Annotated in this window: 17 protein-coding genes; 16 read left to right on the plus strand and 1 reads right to left on the minus strand. The window is 39.0% G+C overall.

From position 1 onward, the window contains the following. Positions 1-153: 153 nt before the first annotated feature. The 9 genes from CBE70_RS04560 to CBE70_RS04600 all read left to right on the plus strand — a co-directional run bounded on the left by CBE70_RS04560 (position 154) and on the right by CBE70_RS04600 (position 9,440). Complete coding sequence (locus tag CBE70_RS04560; RefSeq protein WP_023581631.1) at positions 154-1,335, plus strand: bifunctional tRNA (adenosine(37)-C2)-methyltransferase TrmG/ribosomal RNA large subunit methyltransferase RlmN; 1,182 nt, start codon at positions 154-156, stop codon at positions 1,333-1,335. Positions 1,336-1,423: 88 nt separating this feature from the next. Next, positions 1,424-1,858, plus strand: coding sequence for a hypothetical protein (locus CBE70_RS04565; protein WP_100158408.1), 435 nt, complete (start codon positions 1,424-1,426; stop codon positions 1,856-1,858). A 74-nt stretch (positions 1,859-1,932) separates the two neighbouring features. Then, on the plus strand, positions 1,933-2,901 hold the full coding sequence (gene rodZ, locus CBE70_RS04570; protein WP_100158409.1) for a cytoskeleton protein RodZ: 969 nt from the start codon (positions 1,933-1,935) through the stop codon (positions 2,899-2,901). Positions 2,902-2,948: 47 nt separating this feature from the next. Next, the gene (gene ispG, locus CBE70_RS04575; protein ID WP_100158410.1) at positions 2,949-4,070 is read left to right on the plus strand and encodes a flavodoxin-dependent (E)-4-hydroxy-3-methylbut-2-enyl-diphosphate synthase; all 1,122 of its coding nucleotides are present in this window, start codon (positions 2,949-2,951) and stop codon (positions 4,068-4,070) included. A 122-nt stretch (positions 4,071-4,192) separates the two neighbouring features. Beyond that, positions 4,193-5,476 (plus strand): histidine--tRNA ligase, encoded by a 1,284-nt coding sequence (gene hisS / locus CBE70_RS04580; protein WP_006533428.1) that lies wholly within the window; start codon positions 4,193-4,195, stop codon positions 5,474-5,476. 10 nt (positions 5,477-5,486) lie between these two features. Next, complete coding sequence (locus CBE70_RS04585) at positions 5,487-6,107, plus strand: YfgM family protein (protein ID WP_100158411.1); 621 nt, start codon at positions 5,487-5,489, stop codon at positions 6,105-6,107. A 14-nt stretch (positions 6,108-6,121) separates the two neighbouring features. Next, on the plus strand, positions 6,122-7,294 hold the full coding sequence (gene bamB, locus CBE70_RS04590; RefSeq protein WP_100158412.1) for an outer membrane protein assembly factor BamB: 1,173 nt from the start codon (positions 6,122-6,124) through the stop codon (positions 7,292-7,294). Positions 7,295-7,413: 119 nt separating this feature from the next. Beyond that, on the plus strand, positions 7,414-8,904 hold the full coding sequence (gene der, locus CBE70_RS04595; protein ID WP_075670500.1) for a ribosome biogenesis GTPase Der: 1,491 nt from the start codon (positions 7,414-7,416) through the stop codon (positions 8,902-8,904). A gap of 188 nt (positions 8,905-9,092) precedes the next feature. Then, positions 9,093-9,440: a hypothetical protein gene (locus CBE70_RS04600; protein WP_232797359.1), complete on the plus strand. Its 348-nt coding sequence runs from the start codon at positions 9,093-9,095 to the stop codon at positions 9,438-9,440. A gap of 87 nt (positions 9,441-9,527) precedes the next feature. Here CBE70_RS04600 and hemF read toward each other — a convergent pair whose 3' ends face one another. Next, positions 9,528-10,436, minus strand: coding sequence for an oxygen-dependent coproporphyrinogen oxidase (gene hemF / locus CBE70_RS04605; RefSeq protein ID WP_100158413.1), 909 nt, complete (start codon positions 10,434-10,436; stop codon positions 9,528-9,530). 133 nt (positions 10,437-10,569) lie between these two features. Between hemF and CBE70_RS04610 the strand changes: the two genes are divergently transcribed. From CBE70_RS04610 to cysA, 7 genes are all read left to right on the plus strand, one after another. Next, positions 10,570-11,007 carry a GNAT family acetyltransferase gene (locus CBE70_RS04610; RefSeq protein ID WP_075670504.1) on the plus strand — a complete coding sequence of 146 codons (438 nt, stop codon included), beginning with the start codon at positions 10,570-10,572 and terminating at the stop codon, positions 11,005-11,007. Between the two features lie 336 nt (positions 11,008-11,343). Then, complete coding sequence (locus CBE70_RS04615) at positions 11,344-11,940, plus strand: RpoE-regulated lipoprotein (protein WP_232797360.1); 597 nt, start codon at positions 11,344-11,346, stop codon at positions 11,938-11,940. Between the two features lie 153 nt (positions 11,941-12,093). Further along, positions 12,094-12,990, plus strand: a complete 897-nt coding sequence (locus CBE70_RS04620) for a Dyp-type peroxidase (RefSeq protein ID WP_100158414.1) — start codon at positions 12,094-12,096, stop codon at positions 12,988-12,990. 236 nt (positions 12,991-13,226) lie between these two features. Next, positions 13,227-14,246 carry a thiosulfate ABC transporter substrate-binding protein CysP gene (gene cysP, locus CBE70_RS04625; RefSeq protein WP_100158415.1) on the plus strand — a complete coding sequence of 340 codons (1,020 nt, stop codon included), beginning with the start codon at positions 13,227-13,229 and terminating at the stop codon, positions 14,244-14,246. Beyond that, positions 14,246-15,079 (plus strand): sulfate/thiosulfate ABC transporter permease CysT, encoded by an 834-nt coding sequence (gene cysT, locus CBE70_RS04630; RefSeq protein ID WP_100158416.1) that lies wholly within the window; start codon positions 14,246-14,248, stop codon positions 15,077-15,079. The genes cysP and cysT overlap by 1 nt, the downstream gene beginning before the upstream one ends. Next, complete coding sequence (gene cysW / locus CBE70_RS04635; RefSeq protein ID WP_100158417.1) at positions 15,079-15,921, plus strand: sulfate/thiosulfate ABC transporter permease CysW; 843 nt, start codon at positions 15,079-15,081, stop codon at positions 15,919-15,921. Before cysT ends, cysW begins: the two co-directional genes overlap by 1 nt. 32 nt (positions 15,922-15,953) lie before the next feature. Then, positions 15,954-17,042, plus strand: a complete 1,089-nt coding sequence (cysA, locus tag CBE70_RS04640) for a sulfate/thiosulfate ABC transporter ATP-binding protein CysA (protein WP_100158418.1) — start codon at positions 15,954-15,956, stop codon at positions 17,040-17,042. Positions 17,043-17,162 lie beyond the last annotated feature (120 nt).

The raw sequence follows: 17,162 nt of genomic DNA on the forward strand, positions 1-17,162 counted from the left end.
ATTAGCATCTCTACGCGAAAAACAGTACAATGCGACGCCCTGTTTGATAATTAACAGGGCGTTTTTTATTATTGTTTAATTATACAAATATATAAGTATCCCATTAGCATCAATGCTAATGCAGGCCGCATAGTGTAACAACGAGGCAATGTCATGACCCAATCTACCACTCCAGCGCCAAGCGCTTCTGTCGCTGTTTCTAAAGAAAATACTGTGAATCAAAAAACTAAAATTAATCTGTTAGATTTAAATCGTAAACAGATGCGTGAGCTTTTTGTCTCTATGGGCGAAAAACCGTTCCGTGCTGACCAAATTATGAAGTGGATGTACCACTACTGTTATGACGATTTTGATCAAATGACAGATATCAACAAGGTGTTACGCAATAAATTAAAAGAAATTGCTGAAATTAAAGCACCTGAAGTTTCTGAAGAACAACGTTCAACAGATGGCACGATTAAATGGGCAATTAAAGTTGGCGATCAACAAGTAGAAACTGTGTACATTCCAGAAGATGATCGCGCAACATTATGTGTTTCTTCGCAAGTGGGTTGTGCTTTAGAGTGTAAATTCTGTTCAACTGCACAGCAAGGTTTTAACCGTAACTTGAAAGTCTCTGAAATTATTGGGCAAGTTTGGCGTGCAGCTAAAATTATTGGCTCATTAAAAGAGACAGGCCGTCGTCCTATTACTAACGTCGTGATGATGGGAATGGGTGAGCCATTACTGAATTTAAATAATGTTATTCCAGCACTTGAAATCATGATGGATGATTTTGGTTTTGGTCTATCTAAACGTCGTGTCACTGTTTCTACATCAGGTGTTGTACCTGCATTAGATAAATTAGGTGATGCTGTTGACGTAGCTTTAGCCATTTCATTGCATGCACCAACTGATGAAATTCGTGATGAAATCGTTCCAATTAACAAGAAATACAATATTGAAATGTTTCTTGAAGGTGTTCGCCGTTATATTGCTAAATCAAACGCGAACCAAGGACGAGTGACTATTGAGTATGTCATGCTTGATCATATTAATGACAGCACAGACCAAGCTCACCAATTAGCAGAGCTTTTAAAAGACACGCCGTGTAAAATTAACTTAATTCCATGGAACCCGTTCCCAGGTGCGCCATATGGACGTAGTTCTAATAGCCGTATTGACCGTTTCTCTAAAGTATTAATGGAATATGGCTTTACGACGATTGTACGTAAAACCCGTGGCGATGATATTGATGCGGCTTGTGGACAATTAGCAGGTGATGTTATTGACCGTACAAAACGCACACTGAAAAAACGCCAACAAGGTGAACTAATTTCAGTAAAAGCAGTCTGATACAGTTGGATATCTCTTTCTTTGTGAAGTGTATTACATAATTACAATGTAGAGAGAACATGGATGAACATATTTGAGGAATAAAACGATGATAAGGATATCATCAGTAGTTATAACTATTGGCTTGATGTTATTGACACTTGGTTGTCAATCATCAGCCAATCAAGAACGTGTTGCAGTGTCTACACGTTTACAATTAGGTGATGCTTATTTAGCTGAAAGACAATATCAAATAGCGCAATATCATTTTCAAAAAGTGTTATCGGTGATGCCAAATCACCCTGACGCGAATTTAGGAATGGCGTTAACATCGCAGTTATTGGGAAATTCTATTCAAGCGTTAGATTATTACAAATTAGCGATGAACTCGAAGCCAGTAAATGTTAATGTATTAAGGCTTTATGGTAATTTCCTTTGTGAACAAAAACTATTAAACAATAATAGTGTGTTAATTGAGGATATACCGCCAGATTATTTGGTCTGTCAGCAAAGTGATAATAAAATATCAAAAAGTTCGCGGTGATACGTTAAGGTACTTTGTGCTTTTGCGATTTCATCAATGTTAAACATCCAATAGCCACAGTGCCTAGATTGCTAATGAATACTGAAAACAAAACCGAAGAAGTGAAATTAACAGCAGGTCAACTTTTACGTCAGGCACGAGAAAAAGTAGGGCTAACACAACAAACTGTTGCTGATCGACTTTGTTTGAAGTTATCAACAGTGCGCGACATTGAAACAGATTCTGTTTCTTCTGATATTGCACCCACATTTTTACGCGGATACATGCGTTCTTATGCTAAGTTAGTTGGCGTTCCTGAAAAAGATATCTTGGGTTTTATTAACCAACAAGCTCCTGTCAAACAAATTAGAATGACAACCACTCAAAATTACTCATTAGGCAAACGTCATAAAAAACGTGAAGGTTGGCTGATGAAAATCACATGGGTGATTTTGATTGTTATGGTTGCCCTTGTGGGGGTTTGGTGGTGGCAAGGTCATCAAGCTGATCAACAAGAATTAGTCTCTATGGCATCTCAAGACGTAGGGCAAAATAGTACACAAGAAACCCCCAACACGATAGATCCTCCTATAGCAACCTTAGATAATACGTCAACATCTGAAGGTGATAATTTACAAGTATCTGCGTCGCCATTAGTCGATAATCAGGCGAATAATGTTGCTACATCACCAACGACTGAAACGACGTCACCAGAACCAACAGAAGTGAGAACGGTTCCACTACCAGTATCACCTCTAACAACATCAACAACTTCTCGAGCAAATTCAACGCAAGAATCTACCTCATCGGAAGCTCCTGCTATTGCGAATCAATTGGTTCTTATGTTTGATGGTGAATGTTGGTTAGAAGTTCGTAATGCTCAAAATAAAGTCTTATTTAATGGTATTAAGAAAGCGGGTGATCGTTTGGAATTTGATGGTGAGCAACCTTATAAACTAAAAATAGGCGCACCTTCTGTTACTCGCTTACAGTTTAATGGTGAATCTGTTGATTTAAGCCGTTTTACTGGAAAAATAGCAAAAATAACAGTACCGAGCGCTTAATCTGACTACACATTTGAGCAAGCATGGAAGCATGGGAGAATTAATCAATGCATAAAGAATCACCTATTATTCGTCGCAAATCGACACGAATTTATGTGGGCAATGTACCTATTGGCGATGGTGCTCCTATCGCAGTACAGTCGATGACGAATACACGAACGACAGACGTAGATGCGACTGTTCGCCAGATAAAATCTCTGGAACGTGTAGGGGTGGATATTGTTCGTGTTTCTATACCTACAATGGATGCTGCGGAAGCATTCAAATTAATTAAGCAACAAGTCAATGTGCCTTTAGTCGCTGATATTCATTTTGACTATCGCATCGCTTTAAAAGTCGCTGAATATGGTGTTGATTGCTTACGTATCAATCCGGGTAATATTGGTAGTGAAGAACGCATTCGCCAGGTTGTTGATTGTGCTCGTCACAACAATATTCCTATTCGCATTGGCGTAAACGGCGGTTCACTTGAAAAAGATATTCAAGAGAAATACGGCGAACCTACACCAGAAGCATTGGTGGAATCAGCAATGCGCCATGTTGATATTCTTGAACGACTCAATTTCGATCAATTCAAGATAAGCGTTAAAGCTTCTGATGTTTTCCTTGCTGTTGATTCTTACCGTTTATTAGCGAAAAAAATAGATCAACCTCTACATCTTGGGATCACCGAAGCGGGTGGCGCAAGAGCGGGATCGGTTAAATCTGCGATTGGCCTTGGGATCTTATTATCAGAAGGTATCGGCGATACATTAAGGATCTCATTAGCTGCGGATCCAGTTGAAGAAGTTAAAGTTGGTTTCGATATTCTCAAATCCTTACGTATTCGTTCTCGCGGAATTAACTTTATTGCTTGTCCAACCTGTTCCCGTCAAGAATTTGATGTTATTGGAACAGTCAACGAACTAGAGCAACGTTTGGAAGATATCATCACACCTATGGATGTTTCTATTATTGGTTGTGTTGTTAATGGTCCGGGCGAAGCTGAAGTTTCAACGTTAGGTGTAACTGGCGCTAAAACACGCAGTGGTTTTTATGAAGATGGCGTGAGACAAAAAGAGCGTCTTGATAACGTTAATATGATTGATTTATTAGAAGCCAAAATTCGTGCTAAAGCATCAATGCTTGATGACAGTATGCGTATAAACATAAATCAATTGAACAAATAACGCTCAAAAAACTGGCTCATTAATCAATGAGCCAGTTTTACTATTGATTTCACATTGAATACTGATTGATTTCGCTTCTATAATCAGCCTAACAATCAATTAATAACTATTAGAGAAGAAAAGTGGCACAAAAAATCCAAGCCATTCGTGGTATGAACGACTATCTACCTGCTGACACTCGTGTATGGCAGAAAATTGAAAATACGCTAAAACAAATTTTAGCGGGTTACGGCTTTAGTGAAATCAGAACACCTATCGTAGAGCATACCCCTCTATTTCAGCGAGCAATTGGTGAAGTGACCGATGTTGTTGAAAAAGAAATGTATACTTTTACCGATCGTGGCGAAGATGCCCAAAGTCTGACATTACGCCCAGAAAATACAGCCGGTTGTGTTCGTGCAGGTATCGAGCATGGCTTGCTTTATAATCAAGAACAACGTTTATGGTATTTAGGGCCAATGTTCCGTTATGAGCGTCCTCAAAAAGGTCGTTATCGTCAATTCCACCAGTTAGGTGCAGAGGTCTTTGGTCTACAAGGCCCAGATATTGATGCGGAATTAATTATGCTAACTGCGCGCTGGTGGAAAGCGTTAGGCATTGCAGAACACGTAACATTAGAACTTAACTCTATTGGTTCATTAGAAGCGCGTGCTAAATATCGTGAAGCATTAGTTGCTTTCTTAGAGCAGCATGTAGATAAGTTAGATGAAGACTGCAAACGTCGTATGTATTCTAACCCATTACGTGTTTTAGACTCAAAAAATCCTGAAATTCAGACTTTATTGAATGATGCGCCTGAACTTTTCGATTATCTTGATGACGAATCAAGAGCGCACTTTGATGGTCTTTGTGCCTTATTGGATGCTGTCGGTATTACATATCGTGTTAATCAGCGTTTAGTTCGTGGTTTAGACTATTATAACCGTACTGTTTTTGAGTGGGTGACCAGCGCATTAGGTTCACAAGGAACAGTGTGCGCAGGTGGCCGTTATGATGGTCTTGTGAAACAACTTGGTGGACATCCAACTCCCGCAGTTGGTTTTGCTATGGGAATGGAGCGCATGATCTTATTAGTTCAAGCGGTTAACCCTGAATTTGTTGCAGATACTAATGTCGCTGATGTTTATCTCGCTTCATTTGGTGAAAAGAGCCAAAGCGCAGCACTAATGCTGGCGGAAGAAATTCGTGATCAATTACCTACATTACGTTTAATGACGAATCATGGTAATGGTAACTTTAAAAAGCAGTTAGGACGTGCTGATAAACAAGGCGCTAAAATTGCTCTGATTTTAGGCGAAGATGAAATTAATGCTGGCACTGTTGCAGTGAAAGATTTGCGTTCAGGGGAACAAACAATCGTTGCTCGCAATGACCTCGCTCAGCAATTGACTCTGTTATTAGGTTAAGGAGAGACTTGTGGAAGTTTATAGCACCGAAAACGAACAAGTTGATGCAATTAAACAGTTCTTTAAAAACTACGGTTTAACTATTGTTTTAGCCGCTGTTATTGGTTTTGGTGGTGTGTTTGGTTGGAAATATTGGCAATCACATCAAACAAATCGTCTGCAAGAAAGTGCAGGTGCTTTTGCAACAGTCAGTGAGGCACTTGCTAAGCCTACGCCTGAAAATATTGCATTAGCTGAAAAGTTTGTTACTGAAACGAATGATATTTATGGCGCTTTAGCTTCATTAGAGCTAGCCCAAATCGCTATCGATGCTAATGATTTAGTCAGTGGTGAACGTCATCTAACGAATGCTGTGGCAAAAGTAAAAAATGATGCATTTGCAGATATGCTTAATCTTCGTTTAGCTCGCGTACAATTAGCATTAGATAAAACAGATGCTGCTTTAGTTTCGTTAGAGCAAGTGAAAGGCAAAGCATGGAATGGAATGAAAAATTATATCCGTGGTGATGTCTTAGCGAAAAAAGGCGATAACACAGGTGCAACAGCCGCTTATCGTAGCGCATTAACTGATGAAAATGCGGGTGCTATTCGCTCACTGGTTGAACTTAAACTCAATAATTTATCCAATTAAAGGGATCTTCAGACATGCAACTGCGTAAAACTCTCCTGGTTGGTCTACTAGCATCTGCTTTGTTGGCAGGATGTTCTAGTGAACAGGATAATGTGACAATGTCTCCATTGCCTGAGGTGCAAAGCCAATTTACACCTAGAGCTGTTTGGGACAAATCAGTTGGAAATGGTATTGGTAAATACTATTCTCACTTGTCACCGACATGGGATAGCGCAGCTGTTTATGTCGCTGATCGCCATGGTTTAGTTAAAGCATTAGATGTAGAAACAGGTAAAGAGCTTTGGTCACAAGATCTCTCTATTAAAACCGGTTTTCTTTCATCCAATGAGTCTGCATTACTTTCTGGTGGGTTAACAGTTTCAGGTACTCGCGTTTTTGTGGGAACTGAAAAAGCGAAAGTATATGCACTGAATACTGAAGATGGTTCCATTGATTGGGAAACAGATGTTGCTGGTGAAGCCATTTCAAAACCTGTTGTTAGTGATGGCTTAGTCCTTATTCATACTAGTAATGGTATGTTGCAAGGACTCGACTTATTAAGTGGTGAGATTTCTTGGACTATTAACTTAGACACGCCATCATTATCTCTTCGTGGTGAGTCTGCACCTGCTGTTGCTTACGGTGCTGCTATTATTGGTGCAGATAATGGCCGTGTCAGTGCAGTTGTTCTTTCTCAAGGACAGTTGATTTGGCAACAAAATATTTCACAAATTAAAGGCTCTACTGAAATTAGCCGATTAAATGATGTGGATATTACACCGATTATTGATGAAAATACTGTTTATGCAATGGCGTATAACGGCAACTTAGTTAGCCTTGATATGCGTTCTGGACAAATCCTTTGGAAACGTGAGTTAGGCTCAGTCAATGATATGGTACTGTTGGGTGATAATCTTTACCTTGTTGACCAAAATGACAGAGTTTTATCTGTTCGTAAGTCTGATGGTGTGACATTATGGACACAAGAAGATTTATTGCATCGCAATTTAACTGCTCCGGCTATTTTTGATGGCTATTTAGTGGTTGGTGATGCAGAAGGTTATCTCCATTGGATTGATACCAACACAGGTAAATTTATTGCACAAAACCAAGTGAACAGTTCAGGTTTATTAAGCCGCCCTCAAGCGGTACAAGATAAACTGATGATCCAAGCTCGTGACGGTAAGCTTTATCTTTATAGTCGGTAATTAATTGCTGACAAATCTATTTATTTTACGGCTCCTTTAAAGGAGCCGTTTCGTCTTTTTAGTAATTACATGTAAAATACAATCAGATTTGTGATTGTATTTTTATGAGGCATCAAAAAATGATACCCGTTATTGCCTTAGTAGGGCGCCCTAACGTGGGTAAATCCACGTTATTTAATCGACTAACACGCACAAGAGACGCATTAGTTGCCGATTTTCCAGGCCTCACCCGTGACCGTAAATATGGTCGAGCAGAGTTAGAAGGCGAAGAATTTATTATTATTGATACCGGTGGTATTGATGGTGCTGAAGAGGGTGTTGAAACCCATATGGCATCACAGTCGCTACAGGCTATTCAAGAAGCCGATATCGTACTGTTTTTAGTTGATGCCCGTGCGGGCTTGATGCCAGCAGACCAAGGTATTGCAAAACACCTTCGTGGTGTTGAGAAAAAAACGTATTTAGTTGCGAATAAAACTGACGGTATCGATATTGATACTGCATTAGCTGATTTTTATTCTTTAGGATTAGGTGAAATCTTCCCAATCGCTGCATCTCACGGTCGTGGTGTTGCTCAATTGATTGAACAAGCACTATTACCTATTACGGGGAAAGTGGTGGAAGAAGAGCTAGAGCTGACTGAAGAAGAAGAAAATGCGGCTTATTGGGCTGCATTAGAAGCAGAACAAGAAGCGCAAGCGTTAGAAGAGGAAGAAGACGACTTCGATCCTTCTACATTACCAGTAAAATTAGCGATAGTTGGCCGTCCTAATGTCGGTAAATCAACGCTGACGAACCGTATGCTTGGTGAAGATCGTGTGGTTGTTTACGATATGCCGGGTACAACCCGTGACAGTATCTATATCCCAATGGAACGCGATGAGAAAGAATATATCATCATCGATACAGCGGGTGTTCGTAAACGTGGTAAAGTAAAAGAAACAGTAGAAAAATTCTCTGTTATCAAAACATTACAAGCCATTGAAGACTCTAACGTTGCATTGCTAGTTATTGATGCTCGTGAAGGTATTTCAGATCAGGATCTTTCATTATTAGGTTATATCCTGAATGCAGGTCGTTCATTAGTCATTGCTGTCAATAAATGGGATGGCATGACACAAGACGACCGAGAGCAAGTAAAAGCAATGCTTGATCTTAAACTGGGCTTTGTTGACTTTGCGCGAGTTCATTTTATTTCTGCATTACATGGTAGTGGCGTTGGTAATCTTTTTGAATCAATTCAAGAAGCCTATGTCTGTGCAACGCGTCGCGTAGGAACTTCTATGCTAACTCGTATCATGAAGATGGCAGAAGATGATCATCAGCCACCGATTGTTCGCGGACGCCGTGTAAAAATGAAATATGCACACGCTGGTGGTTATAATCCACCTGTTGTCGTTATTCATGGCAATCAGGTAACTGATTTACCAGATAGCTATAAGCGCTATTTAATGAACTATTTCCGCCGTACTCTGCAAGTTATGGGTACGCCAATCCGCATTCAATTTAAAGAGGGTGAAAACCCTTATGCGGATAAGAAAAATAAATTAACCGTTTCTCAAATGCGTAAACGTAAGCGTTTAATGTCGCACTTGAAGAAATCGAAATAAGAAAACTAAATTTCTTATTTAAGTGAAAAGCCACATTTTTATGTGGCTTTTTTATACCTACAATTTAAGTAGTTATTTTAATGACACTGCTGGCAGTGGTTTTTTATATTTCATAAAAAATTAATTTAATTTTTCAAATAATAATTTAAAATGCAATTGATTCCTATTCGCCTTAAAGAGCTATTACTTTGAAAAAAAAGATTATTATCACATCAATTTTTATGCTTTCTGCTTGTGCAACACCTGAAAAATGGGAAGCGAATACTACCACTCCATCTCCTTTAGATATTGCCAAAAATATGTGTAACCAAGAAGCGAACAAGCAATATACCGTGAAATATGTGACGCCAAGTAAACCTGTGTTTGCACCGATGCGAATTAATGGGAAAGAGATCCCTAATGCAGGGATTGGGCCATCAGTTCCTTATGATGCTAATGAATGGTCGCGTAAAGATTATTTTAATACCTGCATGAGAGCCGAAGGATGGGAAAATAAAAATAAAGTCACAGGGTTACTGGCTTTTTTGTTTAATTGATTTTAGAAAATATTTATCATTAATCTTCTAGTTATATTTCAGTAAAGCCACATTTTAATGTGGCTTTATCATCAATAAATTAAGTCGTTACACCCACTCTTTTTGGATCAAAAAGTCACTGTATAACTTTGCTTCTGGGGTATTTTGTTCAGGGGAGTAATCATACTCAAAACGAACTAAAGGTGGCATCGACATTAAAATTGACTCTGTTCTTCCACCGCTTTGTAAGCCAAATAATGTGCCTCTATCCCACACTAAATTGAATTCAACATAGCGACCGCGGCGATAGAGTTGGAACTGGCGTTCACGCTCACCCCAAGGTATTGATTTGCGTTTTTCAACAATAGGTAAATAGGCATCAATATAACCAAGTCCAACGTGTTGGACAAATTCGAAACAATGGTCAAAATCTGGGGTATTTAAATCATCAAAGAAAAGACCACCTACACCACGCGGTTCATTGCGGTGTTTTATATAAAAGTAATCATCACACCATTTTTTATAACGAGGATAATAATCTTCACTAAAAGGAGTACACACTGATTTAGCAACTTTATGCCAATGAATAACGTCTTCTTCAAATCCATAATAAGGTGTTAAGTCAAAGCCACCACCAAACCACCAAACGGGATCTTCACCTTCCTTTTCAGCAATAAAAAAACGGACATTAGCATGAGAGGTCGGAATATAAGGATTAAGAGGGTGAATAACTAATGACACTCCCATTGCTTGAAAACGACGTCCAGCTAATTCAGGGCGATGTGCAGTGGCAGATTTCGGTAATGTATCGCCATAAACATGTGAGAAATTGACGCCAGCTTGTTCAAAAAGAGCGCCATTGGTTAAAACGCGAGTACGACCACCGCCCCCTTCTTTTCTTTCCCAGTTATCTTGCTGAAAAGTGGCTTTTGGGTCTATGTTTTCAAGGGAGCGACAAATCGTATCTTGTAGTGATAAGAAAAATTCTTTAACGCGATGAATATCAGGTAAATTCATAATAACCTACAATTTTTATCATATTTATTAAAAATAGAACTCCATATTGTCTATGTTCTCATTTTCAAGTTGATTCATAAACCAAACAAGCGATAATAAATTCAGATTTATGTGACCGATAATGGGCAAAACCATGGAAATACGTGTATTTCGCCAAGATGATTTTGAGGCAATTATTACACTTTGGGAGCGTTGCGATTTGATATCGCCTGATAACGATCCTGAAATTGATATTGAAAGAAAATTAAACCACTCACCCGATTTATTTTTGATAGCAGAAGTGGCAGGTGAGATTGTGGGTAGTGTGATGGGAGGTTACGATGGTCATCGTGGCTCTTTATACTATTTAGGCGTTCACCCTGATTTTCGAGGAAGAGGCATTGCGAATGCATTGATCTCTCGATTAGAGAAAAAGCTGATTGCAAAAGGGTGTCCTCAAATTACATTAGTTGTGCCTGAAGAAAATGATGCAACAATTTGTATGTTTGAGAAGTTATTGTATGAAGATCAAAACCAAGAAAGCACAACTTATACTAAACGATTAATTGTTGATCAGGATTTCGATCTTTAATTGTGTTTAAAGCCCCTGATATTTTTAGGGGTTGTTTCTCTTCCCTTTATATTTATCTCTTTTTTCTTTGTTCCTATTCTTACATTTGTACTTCTTATTTTATGCGTAAAATCTGATATTGCCTTTTCTGTGGAACAAAATGTTATGTTGATGGTCGTAACTAGGCTTTCTTTTCATGTGGTTATCTAAGATCAAATCAGTAAATATTTTGTTATGCTGACTTATCGCGACTGTTTTAGCCTGATGATTGAGGCGATACAAAGAGTAAGATAAGGTGTTCTTAATAACCTCAATGTCTATTTTAATGTGTGACGAAAAAGTTTAACGGAGAAATAAATGATGCCTAAGTTTTGGTTACCCTTGTGTTTAAGCACAAGTGTTTTGCTATTAAGTGGCTGTTCATCCATGGGAGGAATGTCTTTTTCTGCACTAAATCCGATGAATTGGTTTTCAAGTGATACGTTAACAGTTTCTGCCAATGGATTAGGAAATATTGCCAGCTCAACAAAAATAACAGAAAGTGAAATAAAAAATGAGTTAGGTGGTAGCTTTAATTATCGTGAAGGTATGGAGATGCAAGGTAGCGATATTATTGTTGTCGTCCAAGCGCTCGCAGATAATAAAGTTCAAGTGGCTTTCTATGGCAAAGAAAAAGGTACCGTTGAGAAAATAGAAGTCTTTGATGCCAAGGCAACGACGGATTGGGGTACAACTATAGGTACACCATTTAAAGATATCTATAAAAAAGCATTTGGTGCGTGCAGCAAAGGCCCTAAAGATGAAAAACAGAGAACCATTTTATGCCAATCCGCAGAAGCTAAATCGGTGAGTTATGTCTTTAGTGGTCAATGGGATGGTCCTGATGGATTAATGCCACCTGATGAAGTTTTATCTAATTGGACATTAACGCAAATTATTTGGCAGAACAAATAGCCTTCACGCTATTCCTTATGCTATTCCTTATAAAACAAGGAAGATTTTATAATCAGACTGTCCGATTTTTGTTAAAAGGCAAATCTTCAGGAAAAAATATTCGATATAATCAACATCATTCTGGGTGTTTTGATTATTGATTAGGAAAGCAATATGTCTCATGCACAAAGTGGCATTTTAGTCGCACATAGTAAATTTGGTCTTTTTATCGAAGCAATGGTTGTGGGTGAATTAGAGGCTCTGCGTGAAGGATGTCAGAAATTCATGCAATCATTATCTGATTTACAAAAGCAATTTCCTGATGCATCACTAGGCGCAGTTGTTGCATTCGGCTCTGATCTTTGGAAAAAACTTTCTGATGAAAATAGCGCACCAGAACTGAAACCTTTTCGCCCTTTAGGTAAAGGTTTAGCGCCTGCAACACAGCGCGATCTTCTTATTCATATTCAATCTATGCGTCATGATGTGAATTTCTCACTGGCACAAGCCGCAATTGCTGCTTTTGGTGATGCAATCAAAGTTGAAGAAGAAATTCATGGTTTCCGTTGGATAGATGAGCGCGATTTAAGTGGTTTCATCGATGGCACAGAAAATCCACAAGATGATGAGCGTTATGGTGTTGCACTAATTAATGACGGTGTTGATGCTGGTGGTAGTTATGTTTTAGTTCAACGTTATGAGCATAACCTGAAGAAATGGGCTCGTTTTAGTGAATCAGACCAAGAAAAAATGATCGGTCGCACTAAAAAAGACAGTGTTGAACTTGATGAATCCGAGCGTAATGTGACATCTCACGTTTCTCGTGTTGTGATTGAAGAAGATGGTGAAGAACTAGCGATTTTACGTCACAGCCTGCCTTACGGTACTGCAAGCGGTAAACATGGTTTATATTTCTTAGCTTACTGTGGTCGTTTATATAACATTGAGCAGCAACTATTGAGTATGTTTGGTGAATTAGACGGCAAACATGACGACCTATTACGTATGAGTAAACCTGTAACAGGGAGTTATTACTTCGCACCTTCTTATGAAGTATTAAAAGCACTGTAATCATTATCTGGTGTTAAATACGTTTTATTAATGAAATGCCTGCTTTAAAAGCGGGCATTTTTGTCTGAATTTTTTTCACATAAAGAGTAATTGATGTAAATTTAATTGATTAGACTGAGTTTCATTCGGTTTTAATAGCTTATGGTTATATCAAATAACAAAAGCTAACTACACTGTTATAAATAAAGTCGATAGAGTAACCATTAGAATAAAACTTACAATGATGGGTACTTTTGATGAAGAAAAACACAATCAGAACCTTTGCATTACAAGCAACCGCAGCATTGTCTTTGGTTGTTAGTAGTTATGCGGGAGCAGCTCAATTACTTAATAGCTCTTACGATATCGCAAGAGAGCTATTCACACAGCTAAATAGTGATTTTAAAACGCAGTGGGATGCTCAACATCCTGACAATAAAGTCACCATCAAACAATCTCATGCGGGTTCTTCTAAGCAAGCACTTGCCATATTGCAAGGTTTACCTGCGGATGTAGTGACCTATAACCAAGTCACTGATGTGCAAATTTTGCATGATAAAGGCAAATTAATTCCTGCTGATTGGCAACAACGTCTTCCTAATAATAGTTCACCTTATTATTCCACCATGGCGTATTTAGTACGCAAAGGAAATCCAAAGAACATCACTTCATGGGAAGATTTAACGCGTGAAGATGTCAAAGTGGTTTTCCCTAATCCTAAAACATCGGGTAATGGTCGCTATACCTATTTAGCAGCGTGGGGAGCATTTGAAAAAGCTTATGGTAATAATGAGAAGACACAAGAAGCGATGAAGAAATTCCTCAAGAATGTTGAGGTATTTGATACAGGAGGTCGTGGTGCAACGACTTCTTTTATTGAACGTGGACTTGGAGATGTATTAATAAGCTTTGAATCTGAAGTTAATAATATTCGTCAACAATATGGTGAAGATGAATATCAAGTCATTGTGCCACCTGTTGATATTTTAGCTGAGTTTCCTGTCGCTTGGATTGATAAAAACGTTCAACGTAATGACACCGAAGCATTGGCGAAAGCCTATCTAAATTATTTATACAGCCCTAGAGCACAAGAGATCATTACGCAATTTAATTATCGCGTAAATGATAAAGCGGTCATGGCTGAAAAAGTAGCACAATTCCCAACAACGTCACTATTTACGATTGAAGAGGTATTTGGTGACTGGAATAACGTGATGAAAACACATTTCACGACAGATGGCATGCTTGATAAATTGTTAGCGCAAGGACGTCAATAATGTTTACCACAACCAGTAAACGGGTATTACCAGGATTTGGATTAAGTTTAGGTGGAACACTGTTTTATACCTGCTTGATCTTACTGTTACCAATGAGTGCGCTGGTTGTGCAACTTTCTGATATGAGTTGGTCTCAATATTGGGCAGTGATAACGCATCCTCAAATTGTGGCCGCTTATAAAGTCACGCTATTAGCAGCGGCAGTTGCCAGTATTTTTAATGCTATTTTCGGTATGTTGCTTGCGTGGATCATTACTCGTTACCGTTTTCCGGGTAGACAACTACTCGATGGCTTAATGGATTTACCTTTCGCTTTACCTACGGCGGTTGCTGGCTTGACACTCGCAACTCTTTTTTCAACTCAAGGCTGGTACGGTTTTGTATTGGATAAATTTGATATCAAAGTCATTAATACATGGATTGGTATTGCCGTTGCTATGGCTTTTACCAGTTTACCTTTTGTTGTAAGAACGGTTCAGCCAGTTCTTGAAGAGTTGGGCCCTGAGTATGAAGAAGCGGCTGAGACGCTAGGGGCGAGTCGTTGGCAGACTTTTCGTAAAGTTGTATTACCTGAGTTATCACCGGCACTAATAGCGGGAACCGCGCTCTCTTTTACGCGTAGTTTAGGTGAGTTTGGTGCGGTTATTTTTATTGCCGGCAATATTGCATGGCAAACAGAAGTCGTTTCTTTGATGATTTTTATTCGATTGCAAGAATTTGATTATCCTGCGGCAAGTGCAGTTGCTTCTGTAATTTTACTTGTTTCATTAGTCTTACTGTTTTCAATTAATGGATTACAAAGCCGATTTGGTCAACGATTGAGGGGGCATTGATGTCGGATATTATGCAACAACGTTCGGCATATCGTCGCCAAATTGATTGGGTAAAGTGGGGATTAATCCTTACAGGCGTTGTGTTATCCATTTTGTTTTTAGTTGTGCCTATTGCGTGGATCTTTATGACCGCGTTTTCAAAAGGCGTTGAAATATTTACTGAGAACTTATTAGACAGCGATATGTTACATGCTGTCTGGTTAACTGTACTCATCGCGCTAATCACTGTACCTGTCAATATGTTGTTCGGTGTCAGTATGGCATGGCTTGTCACGCGCTTTCGTTTTCCTGGGCGCCAGTTATTAATGACACTGATTGATATTCCATTTGCAGTGTCTCCAGTGGTTGCTGGATTACTTTATCTGCTTTTTTACGGTAGCAATGGCTGGGCTGGGCAGTGGTTATCGCAATTTGATATTCAACTTATGTTCTCATGGCCGGGAATGGTATTAGTGACAGTGTTTGTCACTTGCCCTTTTGTAGTGAGAGAACTGGTGCCAGTGATGATGAGCCAAGGCAGCCAAGAAGATGAAGCAGCCGTGTTATTAGGAGCGAGTGGTTGGAAGATGTTTTGGCGAGTGACATTACCAAATATTCGCTGGGCATTGTTATATGGTGTGGTATTAACTAATGCCAGAGCTATTGGTGAATTTGGTGCGGTTTCTGTGGTATCTGGTGCTATTCGTGGCGAAACCTATTCACTACCGTTACAAGTTGAATTATTGCATCAAGATTACAATACCGTCGGTGCATTTACTGCGGCGGCATTACTTGCGATGATGGCAATTTTTACCTTAATGTTTAAAAGTGCTTTGCAATGGCATTTAGCCCGTCAGCAATGAACATCATTATTTACACAAAGTAGAGGCAAAATATGAGTATTGAAATTAATAGTGTCACAAAATATTTTGATCGCACTGAAGTGTTGCATGATGTCACTCTTGATGTGGCTTCAGGTGAAATGGTGGCACTATTAGGGCCTTCCGGATCAGGTAAAACAACACTCTTGCGTATTATTGCAGGCCTTGAACATCAAACCCAAGGAAGTATTCGTTTCGAAGGGCAGGATGTTAGCCGATTACATGCGAGAGATCGCAAAGTTGGTTTTGTTTTTCAGCATTATGCGCTGTTTCGCCATATGACTGTATTTGAGAATATCGCTTTTGGTTTAACGGTATTGCCTCGACGAGAGCGTCCTAACAAAGAAGCTATTCATAAAAAAGTGCAACAATTGTTAGAGATGATCCAATTGCCTCATTTAGCGCAACGTTATCCAGCACAATTATCTGGTGGGCAAAAACAGCGAGTCGCTTTAGCTAGAGCTTTGGCTGTTGAACCCCAAATTTTACTGCTTGATGAGCCTTTTGGCGCTTTAGATGCCAAAGTAAGAACAGAGTTGCGTCGTTGGTTACGTGAATTACATGAAGAGCTTAAATTTACCAGTGTCTTTGTCACTCATGATCAACAAGAAGCGATGGAAGTGGCTGATCGCATTGTGATTATGGGAAATGGCAAAATAGAGCAAGTGGGGACACCACAAGAAGTGTGGCAATCACCAAAAAGTCGCTTTGTTTTAGAATTTTTAGGCGATGTGAACCACCTAAAAGGTGAAATTAATGGTGCTCAATTACAGATTGGGGGATATCACTTACCATTGTCTGTGACACCACTTTATCAAGGTTCAGTAGATGTGTTCTTACGTCCTTGGGAAATTGCATTAAGTGTATATGCCAATAGTGTTTGCCGATTACCCGTTAAAGTTATTGAGGTATCACCCAAAGGGCATTATTGGCAGATAATTTTACAGCCATTAGGATGGAGTGATATACCTATTACTGCGGTTTGGAATGATATTTCTTCTGCGCCAACAAAAGGAAATACCTATTATATGGGAGGTGCTCAAGCCCGTTTATATACGGAGGATACTCCCTTAAATACGGTATCGTTAGCCTATACTGCCTAATTATTAATCTATCAATTAATTTTACTATTTTTCACCCATGCTTATTTCTGGCATGGGTGTTTTGGTTTCTATAAAAGCGAAGAGACTTATCGAATTACGTTAATATTATTGCGTTAATAA

It is taken from the genome of Proteus columbae, from assembly GCF_002777965.1.
In the GTDB taxonomy this organism is placed as follows: domain Bacteria; phylum Pseudomonadota; class Gammaproteobacteria; order Enterobacterales; family Enterobacteriaceae; genus Proteus; species Proteus columbae.